Below are 17,527 nucleotides of genomic sequence, written 5' to 3'. Positions count from 1 at the left end.
TGTCCTGTCAATCCTCGCTGCCGAGGTCCAAGTCGGCCTCGGCGGGTTTTTTCAGCCTGGTGTAACGGGGGTCCGTATCCAGGCTCTCGTTGATCTCATCGATCAGGTCGACGCCCGGGAGCAGGGGCGCCAGTGGCGGCAGGTCGGACAGCGACGCGAGCCCGATCCGTTCCAGGAACAACTCGGTCGTGCAGTACATCGTCCCGTTCGTCTCCGGGTCGACGCCCGCCTCGGCGAGCAAGCCCCTGGCCAGCAGCGTGCGCATCACCCCATCGACGTTCACGCCGCGCACCGCGCTGACCCTGGTCCGGGTCACCGGCTGCCGGTATGCCACCACCGCCAGCGTTTCCAAAGCCGCCCGCGTCAACTTGGTGCGGGCGCCATCGAGCAACACCCGTTCCACATACGGTGCGTACTCGCTGCGAGTATAGAAGCGCCAACCGTCCCCGACGAAACGCAGATCGATCCCACTGCCCCGCGCGGACAGTTCCGCGCGCATCTCCCGCAACACCTCATCCACCCGCTCAGTGGTGTCATCCAACGCCGCCGCCAACTGCTCTACCGGGGCCGGAGCATCCACCACAAGCAACATCGCCTCCAACGCGGACCGGAACTCCGCATCCTTGAGACGCTCGGGGGTGAACTCCGCCACTGTGTTGTTGGCGACTGGTGTCGCGTCGTAGGTGGTTGCGTTTGGGGGGTCGGGTCGCGAGGTGTCTTTGTTCGCTGTTGCGGGGTTGTCTGCGTCCGATGGGTCGGGTTGCGAGGTGTCGTTCTTCGCTATTGCGGGGTTGTCTGCGTCCGATGAGTTGGCGTCGGTTGCGGCGGACTCGGTGGCGGCGGCCGAAGGTTGAGCGGTGTCGGGCGTCGAGATATCCGCAATCGCAGGCTCGGCGTCGGCGGACTTCGTCGCGGCCACGGTCTCGCCGCTGGGGGTCTGGTCAGCTGGGCGCTCGGCGCTGTTGGCTTCGGTCGCGTCGACTTCGAGTTCACTCGCGTCCGAGACCTCAGTGTCGACGGTGTCGCTCACGACGCCACCTCGCTCACGCTCGGTTCCGCCGTGCGCGACGGCGCGCTGTGTCCTTGGTTCGCTCGCTGACGCTCGCTCACCCGTAGTCCTCCTCGATAGTCACAGTGCCCGACGGGTCGGCGTCGGGGGCGTCGTCGCCGATCCAGCTGATGGAGAGTTGGCCGAGGGGGTCGGGTTGGTCGAACTCGATCGTTTTTCCTCGGTACAGCTCCAGCAGGGCAAGGAAGCGGGCGACGATCTCGATCGGCGCTGCGCAGTCGGCGACCAGTTCGCTGAAGGTCGTCCAGCCGCCTTTGCCGCGTTCTTTGAGCCGTTCGAGCACGAGCGCGGCCTGTTCGGCGACCGAGATGGCGTGCGAGTGCAGGTGGTCGAGGCCGACCTTGGGCACCGGGCGGGGCCGGAAAGCGGCGGCGGCGATCGCGGCGAACTCGTGCGCGTCTACTCCCAGCGTAACCTCGGGCAGCAGACCGGCGAAGCACTCCTCCAGCCCGACGGCGCGCGGGTAGCGGCGCAGCGCGACAGCCTCCAGTTCGCCGAACAGCTCGGCCACCTGCTTGAACGCCCGATACTGCAGCAGCCGCGCGAACAGCAGATCGCGCGCCTCGAGCAGTTCGAGGTCCTCGGCGTCGGTCATCTCCCCCGACGGCAGCAAACGCGCGGCCTTGAGGTCGAGCAGTGTGGCTGCGACAACCAGGAATTCGGTGGTCTGGTCGAGGATCTTGTCCGCCCGCAGGGTGGTCGCGGCGGCATTGGGGTAAGTGCCGTCGGACAGCGCGGCGGTCAGCGCCTTGGTGTAGGCGATGAATTCGTCGGTGACCTGATGCAACGCCACCTCGGTGACGTCGAGCTTGCGCGAACTGATCAGCGTCAGCAGCAGATCGAACGGGCCCTGGAAGTTGCTCAGCCGCAGATGGAACCCGGACTTCTCGTCCTTGGGCGCAGCGTCAGCTGAGCCGCCATCGCTCGAAGTCACGGTGTCGACCTGTTCGTCCGGGTCGTGCGGGCCTGCGTCGGCCCGCTCCAGGAGATCACCCGGTGCGGAGTCGGCACTGGCGGACTCCGAGCCGGGTGATGAGGTAACTGCTGCGGGTGGCGCGGGGTCGTTGCTGCCGATCACCGGCCGGACCGGTGGATGACTTCCCGCGCCATCGCCCGATATGCTTCGGCTCCACTGGATTTCGGTGCCCACGTGGTGATCGGCTCGCCGGCGACGCTGGCGTCGGGGAACCGAACGGTGCGCGAGATCGCCGCGTCGTAGACCAGGTCGCCGAACACCTCGACGACTCGCGCCATCACCTGACGCGAATGCAGTAGTCGGGCGTCGAACATGGTGACCACTATTCCGTACAGGCTCAGCCGCGGATTCAGCCGGTCGCGCACCTTTTCCACGGTGTCGTTGAGCAGCGCGAGGCCACGCAGCGAGAAGTACTCGCATTCCATCGGAATGATCACACCGTCGGCGCAGGCCAGCGCGTTGACGGTCAATAACCCGAGCGACGGCTGGCAGTCGATGATGATGTAGTCGTACCGATCGCGGATGCCGTGCAGGGCCCGGCCGAGCGAATGCTCCCGCCCGACCTCGTTGACCAGCTGGATCTCCGCCGCCGACAGGTCGATATTGCTGGGCAGCAGATCCATGTTCTCGACCCGGGTCGGCATCAGCACGTCGTCGATCGAACCCTTGGAACCGACGAGCAGGTCGTGCACGGTCAGGTCGAGATCATGGTGGGCCACACCCAATCCCGCCGACAGCGCGCCCTGCGGGTCGAGGTCGACCAGCAACACTTTGCGCCCGTATTCGGCGAGGGAGGCGCCGAGATTGATGGTGGAGGTCGTCTTGCCGACGCCGCCCTTCTGGTTGCACATGGCGACGATGAGGGCGTCGCCGTGCCGGTCCAGCGGTGGCGGGTCGGGTACCAGACGCAGTGGGCGCCCGGTCGGTCCCAGCGCCGCGTCCTCGGGGACTGGTTCGGCCCCGGTGCCCCACAGGGTTTCGGCCGCGGCCTCCGAGTACGGACCCGAGCGCGCACCCGTAAGCGGCTCCGCCCCAGCACCCATCGGCGGCTCTGCCGCTCCGGCTGATGTCACGATCCGCTGCTCCTTATACGTTCCTGCCCGTTGCCTCGCCGAGCGTAGCGAGGCGGATCAGGCCCGACCCTCGCTTTCGTACGGTCCGACTCTCGTTAGACGCTACCGCTTGCGAGCGTGCAAGTGCCGCGACGCGCGCGGCGTGTTCGCGGCACCACGCCGAGCCCCGAACAGCAAAACGCTACCCCGTATCGCTCAGCGCCACTCCGGGTCACCATCGAAATGCACGTCGAAGCGGTCGTGCAAGTCGTCCATGCTGTCCCATTCCGCCTCCCCGCGGGCGATCCGGCCGAGCTGCCGGAAGTACTCGAAGCGGACGATACCCGGTGTCAGCACGGCGAGAAACTCGGCGGGTCCGTCCGCCGACGCGCCGAAAGCGTGCACGGTGCCGGGCGGGACGACGACCAGTCCGCCTTTGCGCACCGCGCTGATTTCGCCGTCGACGAGGAACTCCATGGTGCCGTCGAGGACGTAGAAGATCTCCGTGGATTGCGTGTGGTGGTGCGGGCGAGTGCCATTCGCGCCTGCGGCGAGTACGAGACGGTTCGCGCCGAACAGACCGTCGGATCGCTCGCTGTCCTCCAGCAGCTGGAAGGACCCACCGCCGGGCAGCGCCACCGCTTCGACATCGGATTCCTGGACGATGAAAGACTTTGCCACTCAACTCACCTCACGTTTGCGCACGCCGAGCCGCACAGCGCGGACCCCGACACGAAGGGGTTAACTGGACCGCAGTCCGATTTGTTCCCCGAGCCGGGAGCGGCGTCTTGGAGCGACACACGCCCGCACAGCCCCGGTGAAATCTATGAACGCTTTGGCGGACTCGACTAACGAGCGCGCGGATGGGCGGTTGCCCAGACTTCGCGCAACGTGTTGACGGTGACCAGGGTGTAGATCTGAGTGGTGGTCACCGACGCGTGGCCGAGCAACTCTTGCACCACGCGCACATCCGCTCCCCCGTCGAGCAGGTGTGTGGCGAACGAGTGCCGCAGGGTGTGTGGCGAGACGGTGGCACCGATACCCGCGCGTTCGGCGGCGGTCTGGAGCACCTGCCAGGCGCTCTGCCGAGACAACCGCCCGCCACGCGCGTTGAGAAAAAGCGCGCCCGCGTTGCCTTTTCCGCTGGCGGCAAGCTTGGGACGACCCCGAACCAGGTAGGCGTCGACGGCGGCCAGCGCGGGCCTGCCGATCGGCACCATGCGCTGTTTACCACCCTTGCCATGCAGCACCACGGCACGTTCGTCGGTGTCGAGATCGTCGACGTCCAACCCGACCATCTCGGAAATCCGTGCGCCCGTGGAGTAGAGCAGTTCCAACAGGGCGCGGTCGCGCAGCCCACGCGGACCGCCGTCGGTGCCCGGCGCGGCCTCCGGATCACTCGCCGAACCACCACCCGCGGCTTCCAGCAACTTCAGCACCTGGTCGTAAGGCAACGCCTTGGGCAACCGACGACCGGGTGCAGGCGGTTTCACCGCGTGTGCCACATCGGTGGTGGTCATCCCCTCGGCCGCGGCGAACCGATGCAGCCCGCGCACCGCGATCAGCGCGCGAGCCACCGAACTCGCGGCCAGCGGCGGGAATTCAGCGCCGCCGGCCCGCAACGCCATGGTGAACTCGGCGACATCACCCTCGGCGACCTGATCGAGCGCGGTGATGCCGCGCCCGGTCAGGAAGTCGAGATATCGGCCGAGGTCACGCCGATAAGCGCCGAGGGTGTTACGCGCGGCGCCGCGCTCGACCGCGAGATGGTCGAGGTAGGCATCCAATTCCCGCGCGAGCACCGGCCGGCGCCCGTCAGTCCGCGGACTTCTCGGCCGCCTTGCGGCGCAGGAACGCGGTGGGCTGCCCGGGCCACGGCGCGTCGGCCGGGCGCAACTCGGTCTTGCTCGCCCGAGCCGCGGCGAGCGCGAAAACACCGGCGACGGCGGTCGCGTTGACGATCTCCCCCGCGAGCGCCGCGCGCACCGCCTCGTCGACCGGCATGCGCACGATCGAGAGGTCGGCTTCTTCGAATTCCGGCTCCGGCTGGTCGGTTTCGTACAGCCCGCGCGCGCAGTACACCCGCAACGCCTCGTCGGTGAACCCCGGCGAGAGCGCCACGTCCACCAGCACGGCCCATTCCCTGGCCGCCAGCCCGGTCTCCTCGGCCAGCTCGCGGCGTGCGGCGACGAGCGGATCCTCGTCGGGCAGGTCGAGCAGACCGGCGGGTAGCTCGAGCAGCCGCCTGCCGATCGGATGCCGGTACTGGTTGATCAGCACCACGTTGTCGTCGTCATCGATCGCGGCGACGGCGACAGCGCCGTGATGCTCGATCACCTCACGCTCGGCGACGTGCCCGCCGGGCATCCGCACCTGGTCGAGGCGCAACGCCAGGATGGCGCCGCTGTAGACGGTTTCGCTGGATACGGTTTCGAAATCGTGGCTGCCTGGTCCGGCGGTGCCACCGTCCTGCGTCATCGTGCTACGCCTGGTCCGCCGCGCTCGCGAACTCCTCGTCCGGGATGTCGACCGGAAGCCGCTCGGCCAGCTTGTATTTCAGCGCCGCCGCGACGAGCGCCGCGAACAGCGGGTGCGGGCGGGTCGGACGGCTCTTCAGCTCCGGGTGCGCCTGGGTGGCGACGAAGAACGGGTGCACGTCGGCGGGCAGTTCGACGAACTCCACCAGGTGCCCGTCCGGCGAGGTGCCGCTGAACTGCAGCCCGCTCTTGGCGATCCGGTCGCGGTAGGCGTTGTTCACCTCGTAGCGGTGCCGGTGCCGCTCGGAAACCTGCTCGCTGCCGTAGGCCTGGGCGACCACGGAACCCTTCGCCAGGGTGGCCGGGTAGGCGCCGAGGCGCATGGTGCCGCCGAGATCGGCCTCACCCGCGACGGCCTGTTCCTGATCGGCCATCGTGGAGATCACCGGATGCGGGGTGTCCGGCTCGAATTCGGCCGAGTTCGCCTCGACCAGACCGACCGAACGCGCCGCCTCGATGACCACGCACTGCAGACCGAGGCACAGGCCGAGCAGCGGAATGCCGCGTGCCCGGGCGTAGCTGATGGCGCCGACCTTGCCCTCGATGCCGCGGATGCCGAAGCCGCCGGGGATCAGGACCGCGTCCACGTCACGCAGCGCGGACTGAGCGCCGGCCGGGGTCTCGCACTCGTCCGACGGCACCCAGCGAATGAGTACCTTGGCCCGCGAGGCGAATCCGCCCGCGCGCAACGCCTCGGTGACCGACAGGTAGGCGTCGGGCAGGTCGACGTACTTGCCGACGAGCGCGACCTCCACCGTCTCGCGCGGCGAGTGCACCCGGTCGAGCAGATCGCCCCACACGGTCCAGTCCACGTCGCGGAACGGCAGCCCGAGCTTGCGCACCACGTAGGCGTCCAAGCCCTCGCGGTGCAGCACGCGCGGGATGTCGTAGATCGACGGCGCGTCGGGGGTGGAGATGCAGGCGTCGACCTCGACGTCGCACATCAGCGCGATCTTGCTCTTCAGCGCCTGCGGCACCTCGCGGTCGCAGCGCAGGATCAGCGCGTCGGGCTGGATGCCGATATTGCGCAGCGCGGCCACCGAGTGCTGGGTCGGCTTGGTCTTGAGCTCGCCCGAGGGCGCGAGGTAGGGCACGAGCGAGACGTGCAGGAAGAAGACGTTGTCCCGGCCGACATCGTGGCGGATCTGGCGCGCCGCCTCGAGGAACGGCTGCGACTCGATATCGCCGACGGTGCCGCCGATCTCGGTGATCACCACGTCGGGGGTCTGCCCGTCCGCATCCGGCGCGCTCATCGCGACGACCCGGCTCTTGATCTCGTCGGTGATGTGCGGGATCACCTGCACCGTGTCGCCGAGGTACTCGCCGCGGCGCTCCTTGGCGATGACCGTCGAATAGATTTGCCCGGTCGTGACATTCGCGTCCCGGGTCAGGTCCCTGTCGAGGAACCGCTCGTAGTGACCGACATCCAGATCGGTCTCGGCCCCGTCCTCCGTCACGAAAACCTCTCCATGCTGGAAGGGGTTCATGGTGCCGGGATCGACGTTCAAGTACGGGTCGAGTTTCTGCATCGTGACGCGCAGCCCACGCGCCGTCAACAGCTGACCGAGGCTGGAGGCGGTAAGACCTTTACCCAATGAGGAGGCGACTCCACCACTCACGAAGATGTGCTTCGTAGCCGTTCGCGCCTGATTCCGTGTATGACCCACGGGTCTTCACGGTAACACGGATCCGGCGTGGGGAACTAACGCCACGCACGTTTGCTGTTGGATCGCCGGAGCGTTGATCATGCGTCATGCCGACGGCTGTGAGGGAGGTCGCCGCGTGGGCTGTGCGGTATCGCGGTAGCGCGGCGAGTCCGGGGTCGCCGCCCAACTGTGCGTGCCGCCTATCGCACGCGAGCTGCGGGCGAAGGCAGACATTGTCAGCGGGGCATCGCAGCCAGGGTCAGCGAGGTTGCCTTGGCACCGGTGCCGTAGCGACCCGTGCCACCGTTCAGCTGCTCGCTCAGCGCGAGCACGGTGGTGACGCGGCCGATCTCCCGATCCAGGTTGTCGACGGTGCTGACCGTGGTGGCGAGCGGGCCGTCGGAGCGGACGATGGCGAGCGGACCCGGGTTCTCCGCGGCACCGGAGCGCCCCGCGAGCACGACACCCGCGCCACGACCACGCAGCGCGCCTGCGAAACGGGCGATGTTGGCACCCTGACTGTTCTCGGCGGACTTCGCGCCGTTGCCGGTGATCACGACCGCCGATTGCGCGGGGCGCACCGGGGTGTCGCCGTAGGCGAGGAAGCCGCCGCCACGCAGCGTCTCCAGCACCAGACCCAGTTCCTGCGGAGTGCCGCGGGTTTGCCCGTTGGCCGGATCGAGCAGTAGGACCAGGCCTAGCAGGTCGCCGGCCATGCTGCCCTGATCGACTGCGCCGGTGCGCAATTGGGCGCCCGCCGGGATGACATTGGTGACGGCGGAGCGCATCCGGTCGCCCTCGGTGGCGTCGACGAACGCGTCGGTGAGCGCGATCCGCCCGGTGATCGCGGCGCCCGAGGTTTCCAGCGCCTTGGTCACACCCTCGATATCGGCGGGATCGGCGTCGGGGGTGGTGAACACGGCGACGCTGCGATCGGCCAGGGTGCCGCCGAGGATGCGGCCCGCGGAGCCGGCGATGAAGCGGTCGGCCGCATTGAGCTGATCGGAGAGGCGCCGGTTCTGGTCCGACACCGTGTCGACCTGCTGGCGCAGATCGGATTTGTCCGCGCGTAACCCCGATAGCAGATCCGCTGCCAGCGTTTGCGAGCCGAGCACCACGCCGATGGCGAGGGCCAGGAAGATCGCCGCGATCGAGATGGCGTGCTGGCGTAACGAGATCATCGTTCTCCCTTGGTCATTTGTCGCCCGCGCCGACCAAGCCCTGCGCCCACAGCGCGAACCGGTCCCAGGTGTCGGCGGCCCAGGCCACGGCGTCGGTGCCGGTGTTGGAGGCGAGCAGCACCACGATCACCGCGATCAGGGCGGCGAGCACCACCATCGCGATGCCGATGCCGGACACCCGGTTTCGGTACAGCGTGGCCACGGCCTTGGCGTCCATCAGCTTGGTGCCGAGCTTGAGGCGGGTGAGGAAGGTCGCCGGGTTGCTCTCCCGGCGGCTGCGGTCGAAGAAGTCGTCGAGCGTGGCGGCGGCGCCCGCGGTGACGATCAGCGACGCGCCGTGATGGTGCGCGAGCAGCAGCGCCAGATCGGCGGGCGCGCCGGAGGACGGGAAGGTGGTCGCGCCGATGCCGAGATCCTGGATGCGTTCCAGGCCCTTGGCGTGACCATCAGTGTCGGCGGGCAGGATCACCTCGGCGCCGCATTTCAAGGTGGCGGAGGTGATCTCGTCCGGATCGCCGACGATGAGGTCGGGGCGGTAACCCTGCTTCATCAGGGTGTCCGCGCCGCGACCGACGCCGACCATGATCGGCACGTACTCCTTGATGAACGGCTTGAGCCGCTTCAGATCCTCGGCGTGGTCGGGGCCGTCGGCCACCACGACCACATGCCGGTGCTTCATCGCCAGTTCCAGCTCCGGCACGCCGATACCGTCGATCAGCAGGGCGCTTTCGGTGCGAATGAACTCGATGGTGTTGCCCGCGAACGCTTCCAGATGATCGGCCAGCCCGTTGCGCGCCTCGATCATCCGTTCGGCGATGTCGGAATCGGTCAGCTCGATGCCCTTGACCAGGACTTCGGGTTCCTTCTTGATCACCTTGTCGGCGTAGACGACGCCCTCGTCGATGCGGACCTTGACGCCGTCCTTGATCTTGCTGAACGCGTCGGAGCTCACCGTGTCCAGCAGCAGGATGTTGTTCGCCACCAGCACTTCCGGACCGAGGTTGGGATAGCGGCCGGAGATCGACGGCGACGTATTGATCACCGCGACCACCCCCGCCTCGACCAGGCGATCGGCGGTGAGGCGGTCCAGGTCCATCTCGTCGAGCACGACGACATCGCCTGGTCCGACCCGTTTCAGCAGGCGCCGGGTGTTGCGATCCACCCGGGCTATCCCGGAGAGGCCGGGCAGCGTTTCGGTGTTCCTCGACAACAACGCCAGCATCTTCATGGCTCCGATGCTGCACGCAAACCCTAAACCGTTGGTGGAGGCGCGCCGTACCACCTACCACATACATCACTGTGACAACACTGACACCACACGCGACACGCGGGAGAACTCGCCGCAAGGAGCGATTTGTGTCGGCCATCACATTCCTGCGTTTAGTTCGCGCGCCTAACGAGCCTGACCGCTATCGTTTCGTTACCGTCGACCAGCCCCGACGACATCTCGACGTGACGTGACGAAGGACGACAGCGTGATGTGCCTCGAAACCCTTGTGAATACCGGGCGATTGCGCCGTGGACCAGACGTTTCGCCCATATCGGCCGCTTCGGGACAATACAGACAATTGCGGGTGAGTCGATGAGCGCCAATTCGACGCGGGGTCACAGGCGACGAGTCGGGGGCGATCAGCACAATTCGGTCAATCCTCAGCAATGCGATAGCTATTCGATGCGGTGGGTTGAGTCGGTGGCACCGTTCGAGGATCAGTGGGCGTCACCCGAGGATCGATGGGCCACGCCCGAGGACCGGTGGACATCATCTGAAGACGGCTGGGCCGCGCCCGCGTATCCGCCGGCGGATCACCCAGCGCGGTCAGCCGAACTGTGGGCGTCACAAGAGGATCGATCGATACAGTCCGACCAGACCTGGCCGACGTCGGACGATGCTTGGCCGTCGCCGGAGAATCAGTGGTCCGAACCTGCGGATCGGCGGGCCGAACCCCAAGATCAATGGGCCCCGACCGAGAACCAATGGCCGGCGCCGGAACACGAGCAGGCACAACCAGATAATTCGTGGTCGTCGCCGGAGGATGCGTGGCGGTCGTCAAGAGGCCGGTCGGCGCAGCAGGACGATCGGTGGCCGTCGTCGGACGACGAGCGGGTGCCGTCGGCTGATGCGTGGCGATCCTCGGCCGCGGATCGACCCAAGCGGCGCGGCGGCAAGCATCGCATGCCCGCACCGCCGACGGCATTGAAGGGTCGCGCCGCCATCCTCGCGGTCGCCGCAGGCGCATTCGTCGCTGTCGGGCAGGATCTGCTGGCGGGCAGCGACGAACCGCCGATGGACACCACCGTGGTGCCGATGGCGCTCGGCCAGCCGCAGTCGTCGGCCGCGGCACCGGTCGGTACCGAACCAGGATTGCTCGCTGAAGGCCCGGCCGATCTCGGTCAGTTCAGCGACATCCTGCAAAACGGCAGCAAGGTCGCGGAGGAGATGTCCGCGCAGGCCGCCGCGAAGTTGCGCCCGCTGTTCACCAAGTTCACCTCCGGCACCTTCACGTCCGGCTACGGAATGCGCTGGGGCGCGCTGCATGCCGGCGTGGACGTTGCCGCGCCGATCGGCACCCCGATCGTCGCCGTGGAAGACGGCACCGTCATCAGCGCCGGACCCGCGAGTGGCTTCGGCATGTGGGTGCGGCTGCTCGGGGACGACGGCACGATCACCGTGTACGGCCACATCAACACGGCGCTGGTCAGTATTGGTCAGCACGTGCTGGCGGGCGACGAGATCGCCACCGTCGGCAACCGCGGCGAAACGACCGGCCCGCACTGCCATTTCGAGGTCTGGCTCAACGGCACCGACCGGGTCGACCCACTCCCCTGGCTCGCGACCCGCGGCATCAGCCTGGGTGCCGAACGCGATTGACACGGTCACCCAGCTCTTTCCGCGGCGCCTACTCGAGGCGGCCGACGATGCCTGCACCCCACTGTCTGTGACACCGGTTACACAGGGCCCCGGGCCTACCCGGTACTACCTATATGCTGCCCGTCACAGGTAACTCGAAGAGGAGACCCCATGGCCAGCACGACTGTCGACGCCGTCATCGCCGCCCCGCGTGATGTGGTGTATCGGCTCTTCGCCGACCGCGAGAGCATCAGCCCGTACCTTCCGATCAAGGTCAAGCTGACCAAGCCGGGCCTGACCGAGCGCGAAGGCGTCGGCGCGCAGCACCTGCTCGGTGTCGGCCCGCTCGGCGTCACCGAGGAGATCACCAAGCTGGTGCCCGGTGAGCGGATGGAATACAAGATCGTCAAGGGTGCCCCGGTGAAGCGGCACGTCGGCGTGGTCACCTTCGCCGACGCCGACAACGGCACGCGGGTCTCCTACACGATGGAGTCCGAGCCCAGCCTGCCCGTGCCCGCCAAGGTGCTCGAGTTCGGCTTGAAGAACCTGATCACCCAATTCATCAAGGCAGCGCAAAAGGCTGTGCGCTAGCGGTTCATCCCCCCACAGAGCGTCTACACGTTCCACACGAGGTCAGCTCCTGTGACTGGTGTGGACGCTCTGTGAGCCGCACTCCAGAGCAGGACCCAGCTGAGCACAGACGGCGGCGAGCGCGGTGTGCCGCAGCCGCAAGCCCGACGGCGGCAACCAGCAGCTCCTCGGCGTGCGCCCGGCCGATCTCGACAGCGCCCGCAGGCTAGACGGTCGCCCCGGACTTCTCTGCCCGCGCGAGCTCCAGCAGTTCCTCGGCGTGCGCCCGCCCGGTCTCGGTGTCGTCCAAACCGGCCAGCATGCGGGCCAATTCGATGACGCGCTCGTCCTTGGTCAGCGCGTGCACACCGCTGTTGACCTTGCCCTTGCCGTCGTCGGACTTGTCGACCACCAGGTGGGTGTCGGCGAAGGCGGCGACCTGCGGCAGGTGGGTGACCACGATGACCTGGTGGGTGCGCGCGAGACGGGCCAGCCTGCGGCCGATCTCCACCGCCGCGCGCCCGCCGACGCCCGCGTCGACCTCGTCGAACACCATGGTCGCGCCGTGGTCGGAGCTGGCGAGCACCACTTCGAGGGCGAGCATCACCCGGGAGAGCTCACCGCCGGATGCGCTCTTGCTCAACGGAAGTGACTGTGCACCGGAGTGCGCGGACAACCGGAACTCCACCTCATCGATGCCGGAAGACCCGGCGTGCACGTCTTTTCCGTCGATGGTCAGCGGCGCCGAGTCCTGCGGTCCTGCGGGCATCGGATGCACCTCGACCTCGAGCCGGGCCTTACCCATTGCCAGACCACCCAATTCGGCACTCACCGCCGACGCGAGCTTTCCTGCCGCCTTCTTACGCGCGGCACTCAGTTTCCGCGCCGCCTCCCGCACCCGCTCGGCCGCGATATCGACCTCGGCCGCCAACGCCGTCAACGTTTCCTCGGACACGTCGAGCGAGCCGAGGCGGCTGCGCGCGTCGTCGGCCCAGGCGATCACGCCGTCGATGTCGGGCGCGTACTTGCGGGTCAGCGACTTGAGCTCGGCCTGCCGGGTGAGCAGGGAGTCCAGCGCGCCGGGGTCCGACGGCAGATCCGAGAGGTACCCGCTCAGTTCGGTCGTCAGATCCACCACCACCGCGATGGCTTCACCGAGCCGGGGACCGAGCGCGGTCAGCGCGGGATCGTCGGCCGAGTCGATGCGAGCACGCGCGGCACCCAGCAATTCCAGTGCGCCGGAACCCTCTTCGGGCGAGTCGACCGGACCGGCGAGGGCGTCATGCGCGGTCGCCGCGGCCTCCCGCAACGAATCGAGATCGCTGAGCCTGCGCACCTCGTCGACGATCCGCACGTCCTCGCCGGGTTCCGGTGCGATGGCGTCGATTTCGGACAGCGAATGCTGCAGCCGGTCCGCCTCCTGCGCCAATTCCCTACTGCGCGCGGTCCGTTCGAGCAGTTCGGCGCGGGCATCCAGCCACGCGCGGCGGTGCACCGTGTATTTGCGCAACAGCGGCCCGACGGTGTCGGCGGCGAACTGGTCCAGCGCCGACAACTGCTGATCGGGGCGCTGCAACCGCAACTGGTCGTTCTGCCCGTGCACCGTCAGCAGCGGCGCGGTGAAATCGGCGAGCACCGAGGCAGGCACGCCGCGCCCACCCAGATGCGCACGGGACCGTCCGTCGCTGCCGACCGTGCGGATCGCGATGATGCTGCCGTCGTCATCCTGTTCGGCCGCAGCCGATTCCAGCACCTGCGTCACTTCCGCGCGGGCGGCGTCGTTCACATCGTCAACGGTGAAGCGGCCTTCTACCACCGCGCGCGCGGCACCGAGCCGTACCCGTCCCGCGTCGGCCCGCGCACCGCTCAGCAGGTGCAGGCTGGTGACCACCATGGTCTTGCCCGCGCCGGTCTCACCGGTGAGAACAGTGAGGCCCTCGTGGAATTGCGCGGTGGCCGTGGAGATGACGCCAAGGCCGTCAATCCTGATCTCGGTCAGCATGTGTGCTCTCCGTTCGCCGTCGGCCACGCCAGCCTGTCACGGGCAATTGGAACTTGCGCACCATCCGGTCCGCGAACGGCGCGGAATCGAGCCGCACCCAGCGCACCGGCTGGGCACCGCGGACCGCTTCCAACCGGCCGCCCCTCGGCAACTCCAGGGTGCGCCTGCCATCCAAGAAAACTATCGCATCGTGACCGGTGGCCACGCATTCGACCGCGATCCGCGACTCCGGGCTGGTCACCAGCGGCCGCGCGAACAGCGCATGGGCATTGCTCGGAACCACCAGCAGCGCCTCGAGTTCCGGCCACACCACCGGGCCGCCCGCGGAAAACGCGTAGGCGGTCGAACCGGTGGGCGTCGAGATCAGGATGCCGTCGCAGCCGAACGCCGACACCGGTCGTCCGTCGACCTCCAGCACCAGCTCCAGCACGCCTGTCCGCGAGGCGTTTTCGATGCTGGCCTCGTTCAACGCCCAGCCGGTCTGCACCACCTCGTCGTCCATCCGGACAGTGAAGTCGATGGTCATCCGATGTTCGATCCGGTAGTCGCCCCGAACCACGTGTGCCAGTGCGTCATCCAGGTGCTCGGCCTCGGCCTCGGTCAGAAAACCGATGCGGCCCAGGTTGATGCCGAGCACCGGCACCCCGGCCGGGCGCGCCAGTTCGGCAGCGCGCAGGAAGGTGCCGTCACCGCCGAGCACCAGCACCATCTCGCAGCCGATCGCCGCGTCCGGACCGTGCTCGACCACCCGCACCGGATAGCCACCCGGTTCGGCCTCGAATCGGGTGTCGACGGCCTCGTCGGCGAGTACCCGCAGGCAGATGCCCGCGTCCGCGAAGATTTTCGCCACCCGGTGGGCGGTCTCGATGATCTCCGCGCGGCCCGGATGTGCCACCAGCAGGATCTCCCGGCCACCGGCTCTGGTCGGCGCGTTCACTGTGGACCCTCCTCAACCGCACGCTCGACGAGAGCAGCGACTCGCTCCCCGTCGTCTTCGGGCTGCCCGTCTTTGCGCAACCACACGAAGTATTCGACATTGCCCGACGGGCCCGGCAGCGGGCTCGCCACCACCGCTTCGGTGCGCAGGCCGAGCACCGCGGCCGCGGTGGCGACAGCACGGACCGCTTCGGCGCGCAGCGCCGGGTCCCGCACCACGCCACCGGAACCCACGCGTTCCTTGCCGACCTCGAACTGGGGTTTCACCATGGGCAGCAGGTCGCCGCCCGGTGCGGTGCACGCGGCCAGTGCGGGCAGCACCAGGGCGAGCGAGATGAACGACAGGTCGCCGACGACCAATTCGACTGTGCCGCCGATGGTTTCCGTGGTGATGTTGCGCACGTTGGTGCGATCGACCACGCGGACGCGGTCGTCGTTCTGCAACCGCCAGATCAACTGGCCGTAGCCGACGTCCACCGCGACCACCTCGCGAGCCTCACGCGAGAGCAGCACATCGGTGAATCCACCGGTCGACGCGCCCGCGTCGAGACAGCGTTTACCCGCGATGGTGAGCCCGGCGGGCTCGAATGCCTCCAGCGCGCCGAGCAGCTTGTGCGCGCCACGAGAGGCCCACGACACCTCGTCGGGTTGTTCACGGACCAGCAGCGGCGTACCCGCCTCGACTGCGGTCGCCGGTTTCACGGCGACCGTTCCAGCTATCAGGACGCGGCCGGCGCCGATCAGCTCGACCGCGTGCTCCCGCGATCTCGCCAATCCGCGGCGAACCAGTTCGGCGTCCACGCGCGCGCGTCTGGCCACCTCAGATCTTGTCCACCGTGGCCAGTGCCTGCACGAGCACGTCGTGTGCCTGTTCCAGGATGCGCGCGCGGCGAGTGATGTCCGTGCCGGATTCGGCGCCCTCGGCCGCGGTCGGCGAGCCCGGCCAGCTGGTGCGCGTGGCGAGTTCGGTGAGCAGGCCGTCGATCTCGCTGCGGATGCGCTCCGGGTCGGCCGGCTCCGGGCGCCCTGGGCCACCCGGCAGATGCTGACCGGGCAGCGGGGCCCCGGGGCGGGGTCCGTTCGCGCCGGGTGCGTGCATACCGGGGCCGGTCGGGCGGGGCATGGGAGTAGTCATCGTGGCGTCAACGCTATCGGATTTCCGCAGCAGACGCGCGTACCGTCACGGCTCGTCCCGGGTTGCGCCGCAACCGGTCGGCGAGGTCAGCGGCGAGGTCGCTCGGGTCGGTGTCCGATTCGGTGGGCACCGGCGGGTGGTTCAGTGCGTCCAGCGAGTCGGCGACGTAGGTGGGGAGGAACTCGTCCGCGGCGTCCTTCAGCTCGTCGAGCGTGCTGACACCGGTCAGGACCAGCAGCGATTCGAGTCCGACGGTGTTCGCACCCTCGATATCGGTGTCGAGCCGGTCCCCCACCACCAGTGCGCTGCGGGTTCCGGCGCGCACGAGCGCGTCTTCCAACAGGGGTGCGTACGGCTTGCCCGCGACGATCGGTTCGCGGTCGGAGGCGGTGCGCAGCGCGGCGACCATCGATCCGTTGCCCGGCGCGAGGCCGCGCTCGTTCGGCAAGGTCTTGTCGGTGTTGGCCGCGATCCACAGCGCGCCTGCGCGCAGGGCGTACGCCGCTTCGGCGAGGTCGGCCCAGCACGTTTGCGGCGAATGTCCTTGTACGACAGCGGCGGGTGCGGTTTTGTCGAAGCGGCGGATCGGGCGCAGGCCGACGGCGGTCACCTCGGCGGCCAGGTCATCGGTGCCGACGACCAGCACGTCCGCGCCCGGCTCGAGCTGTTCGGCCAGCAGCCGTGCGGCCGCCTGCGCGCTCGTCACCACCTCGTCGGTGCTCGCGCGGAAGCCGAGCTCCGCCAGGTGCGCGGCGACCGTCTTCGGCGCCCTGCTGGCGTTATTGGTGACGTACATGAGCCGCTGCGCGGTCTCGTCGGGCGCCAACGCCGCCGGGGCGCCCTCGATCACCGCGTCGCCGCGATACAGGGTGCCGTCCAGATCCAGCAGCAAGGCTTCGTAGCGATCGCGTAGCCGCTGCTTCCGGTTACCTACCAATGTCTCCGGCACCCCGCATGTTCCTCATGTCTTCCGTATCGTCGCCCGCACGGTGCCGAACTCCGCATCCGCCGGACGCATTCCACCGCGCCGAGGCGCTGGCCCTCGGCAGGTCCGAGAAACCCGAACACTACGCCAGCGGGCCGACAGGAAAACGAACGGCATCGCCCCGGAGGCGACGCTCACACCCCTGCTAGGAGCAACCTCCAACGATTCGCCGCTGCAAGGGATGACGTAAAAACGACGAACGGGACGTGACGGTGGCTCTTCTCACGATTCGCCACCGTCACGTCCCGTTCGTTGCACTAGCTGGCGATGCAGTTGCCTGCGCCGTCGGCCTTGCCTTCCTTGGGCGACATGATGTCGGGGACCGAGCAGTAGGTGTCCTTCGGCATCGGGACGAACTTCACTTCGTCCTGGCCGGGCACGTGGCAGGTCGCCTGCGCGCCGACGCCGCCGGGGAGGTTGATGCTCTGGGTGAATTCGAGGCCGGCCTCTTCGCAGACGCGCTTGGCCTCCTGCCCGTAGTCGAACGGCTCGGCGTTAGCCGAGACGGTGCCCATCGCAGCCAATGCTGCGGCGGCCAAGCCGACGAATACCGTTGCCCGGACACTGCTCATCGTGAATCTCCTTGTAAT

17 protein-coding genes are annotated in these 17,527 nt (G+C 68.2%); 2 read left to right on the top strand and 15 right to left on the bottom strand.

Annotated features, from left to right (window positions below; all coding sequences use genetic code 11):
• Positions 1–7: 7 nt before the first annotated feature.
• The 9 genes from scpB to steA form a co-directional block, all read right to left on the bottom strand.
• Positions 8–652 (bottom strand): SMC-Scp complex subunit ScpB, encoded by a 645-nt coding sequence (gene scpB, locus DMB37_RS33800; RefSeq protein WP_135237988.1) that lies wholly within the window; start codon positions 650–652, stop codon positions 8–10.
• 454 nt (positions 653–1,106) lie between these two features.
• Entirely contained in the window at positions 1,107–2,003 is an 897-nt protein-coding gene (locus tag DMB37_RS33795) for a ScpA family protein (RefSeq protein WP_135237987.1), read from the bottom strand.
• A 140-nt stretch (positions 2,004–2,143) separates the two neighbouring features.
• Positions 2,144–3,088: a ParA family protein gene (locus tag DMB37_RS33790; protein ID WP_107655413.1), complete on the bottom strand. Its 945-nt coding sequence runs from the start codon at positions 3,086–3,088 to the stop codon at positions 2,144–2,146.
• A 225-nt stretch (positions 3,089–3,313) separates the two neighbouring features.
• Positions 3,314–3,778: a cupin domain-containing protein gene (locus tag DMB37_RS33785; protein ID WP_206055062.1), complete on the bottom strand. Its 465-nt coding sequence runs from the start codon at positions 3,776–3,778 to the stop codon at positions 3,314–3,316.
• A 167-nt stretch (positions 3,779–3,945) separates the two neighbouring features.
• On the bottom strand, positions 3,946–4,899 hold the full coding sequence (xerD, locus tag DMB37_RS33780) for a site-specific tyrosine recombinase XerD (protein ID WP_135236137.1): 954 nt from the start codon (positions 4,897–4,899) through the stop codon (positions 3,946–3,948).
• A gap of 13 nt (positions 4,900–4,912) precedes the next feature.
• Entirely contained in the window at positions 4,913–5,575 is a 663-nt protein-coding gene (locus DMB37_RS33775) for an NUDIX hydrolase (RefSeq protein ID WP_135236136.1), read from the bottom strand.
• A 4-nt stretch (positions 5,576–5,579) separates the two neighbouring features.
• Positions 5,580–7,301 (bottom strand): CTP synthase, encoded by a 1,722-nt coding sequence (locus tag DMB37_RS33770; protein ID WP_135236135.1) that lies wholly within the window; start codon positions 7,299–7,301, stop codon positions 5,580–5,582.
• Between the two features lie 215 nt (positions 7,302–7,516).
• Positions 7,517–8,461, bottom strand: a complete 945-nt coding sequence (locus tag DMB37_RS33765; protein ID WP_135236134.1) for a copper transporter — start codon at positions 8,459–8,461, stop codon at positions 7,517–7,519.
• A gap of 13 nt (positions 8,462–8,474) precedes the next feature.
• A complete protein-coding gene (gene steA / locus DMB37_RS33760; RefSeq protein ID WP_107655408.1) occupies positions 8,475–9,689 on the bottom strand; it encodes a putative cytokinetic ring protein SteA in 1,215 nt (404 codons plus the stop codon).
• 876 nt (positions 9,690–10,565) lie between these two features.
• Between steA and DMB37_RS33755 the strand changes: the two genes are divergently transcribed.
• Together DMB37_RS33755 and DMB37_RS33750 are read left to right on the top strand one after the other, a co-directional pair.
• A complete protein-coding gene (locus DMB37_RS33755; RefSeq protein WP_240771773.1) occupies positions 10,566–11,330 on the top strand; it encodes a M23 family metallopeptidase in 765 nt (254 codons plus the stop codon).
• Positions 11,331–11,480: 150 nt separating this feature from the next.
• A complete protein-coding gene (locus DMB37_RS33750) occupies positions 11,481–11,900 on the top strand; it encodes an SRPBCC family protein (RefSeq protein WP_135236133.1) in 420 nt (139 codons plus the stop codon).
• Between the two features lie 205 nt (positions 11,901–12,105).
• Here DMB37_RS33750 and recN read toward each other — a convergent pair whose 3' ends face one another.
• From recN to DMB37_RS33720, 6 genes are all read right to left on the bottom strand, one after another.
• Positions 12,106–13,881, bottom strand: coding sequence for a DNA repair protein RecN (gene recN, locus DMB37_RS33745; RefSeq protein WP_135236132.1), 1,776 nt, complete (start codon positions 13,879–13,881; stop codon positions 12,106–12,108).
• Complete coding sequence (locus DMB37_RS33740) at positions 13,859–14,818, bottom strand: NAD kinase (RefSeq protein ID WP_135236131.1); 960 nt, start codon at positions 14,816–14,818, stop codon at positions 13,859–13,861. The genes recN and DMB37_RS33740 overlap by 23 nt, the downstream gene beginning before the upstream one ends.
• A complete protein-coding gene (locus DMB37_RS33735) occupies positions 14,815–15,636 on the bottom strand; it encodes a TlyA family RNA methyltransferase (RefSeq protein WP_135236130.1) in 822 nt (273 codons plus the stop codon). The genes DMB37_RS33740 and DMB37_RS33735 overlap by 4 nt, the downstream gene beginning before the upstream one ends.
• Before the next feature lies 1 nt (position 15,637).
• On the bottom strand, positions 15,638–15,952 hold the full coding sequence (locus DMB37_RS33730) for a hypothetical protein (protein ID WP_325050712.1): 315 nt from the start codon (positions 15,950–15,952) through the stop codon (positions 15,638–15,640).
• 13 nt (positions 15,953–15,965) lie between these two features.
• A complete protein-coding gene (locus tag DMB37_RS33725; protein WP_240771772.1) occupies positions 15,966–16,901 on the bottom strand; it encodes an HAD-IIA family hydrolase in 936 nt (311 codons plus the stop codon).
• Positions 16,902–17,194: 293 nt separating this feature from the next.
• Entirely contained in the window at positions 17,195–17,509 is a 315-nt protein-coding gene (locus DMB37_RS33720) for a hypothetical protein (RefSeq protein WP_135236129.1), read from the bottom strand.
• Positions 17,510–17,527 lie beyond the last annotated feature (18 nt).

The organism is Nocardia sp. CS682, from assembly GCF_004634405.1.
GTDB lineage: Bacteria > Actinomycetota > Actinomycetes > Mycobacteriales > Mycobacteriaceae > Nocardia > Nocardia ninae.
Note: the sequence above shows the minus strand (reverse complement) of the source record. Positions and strands in the feature narration are given on the sequence as shown.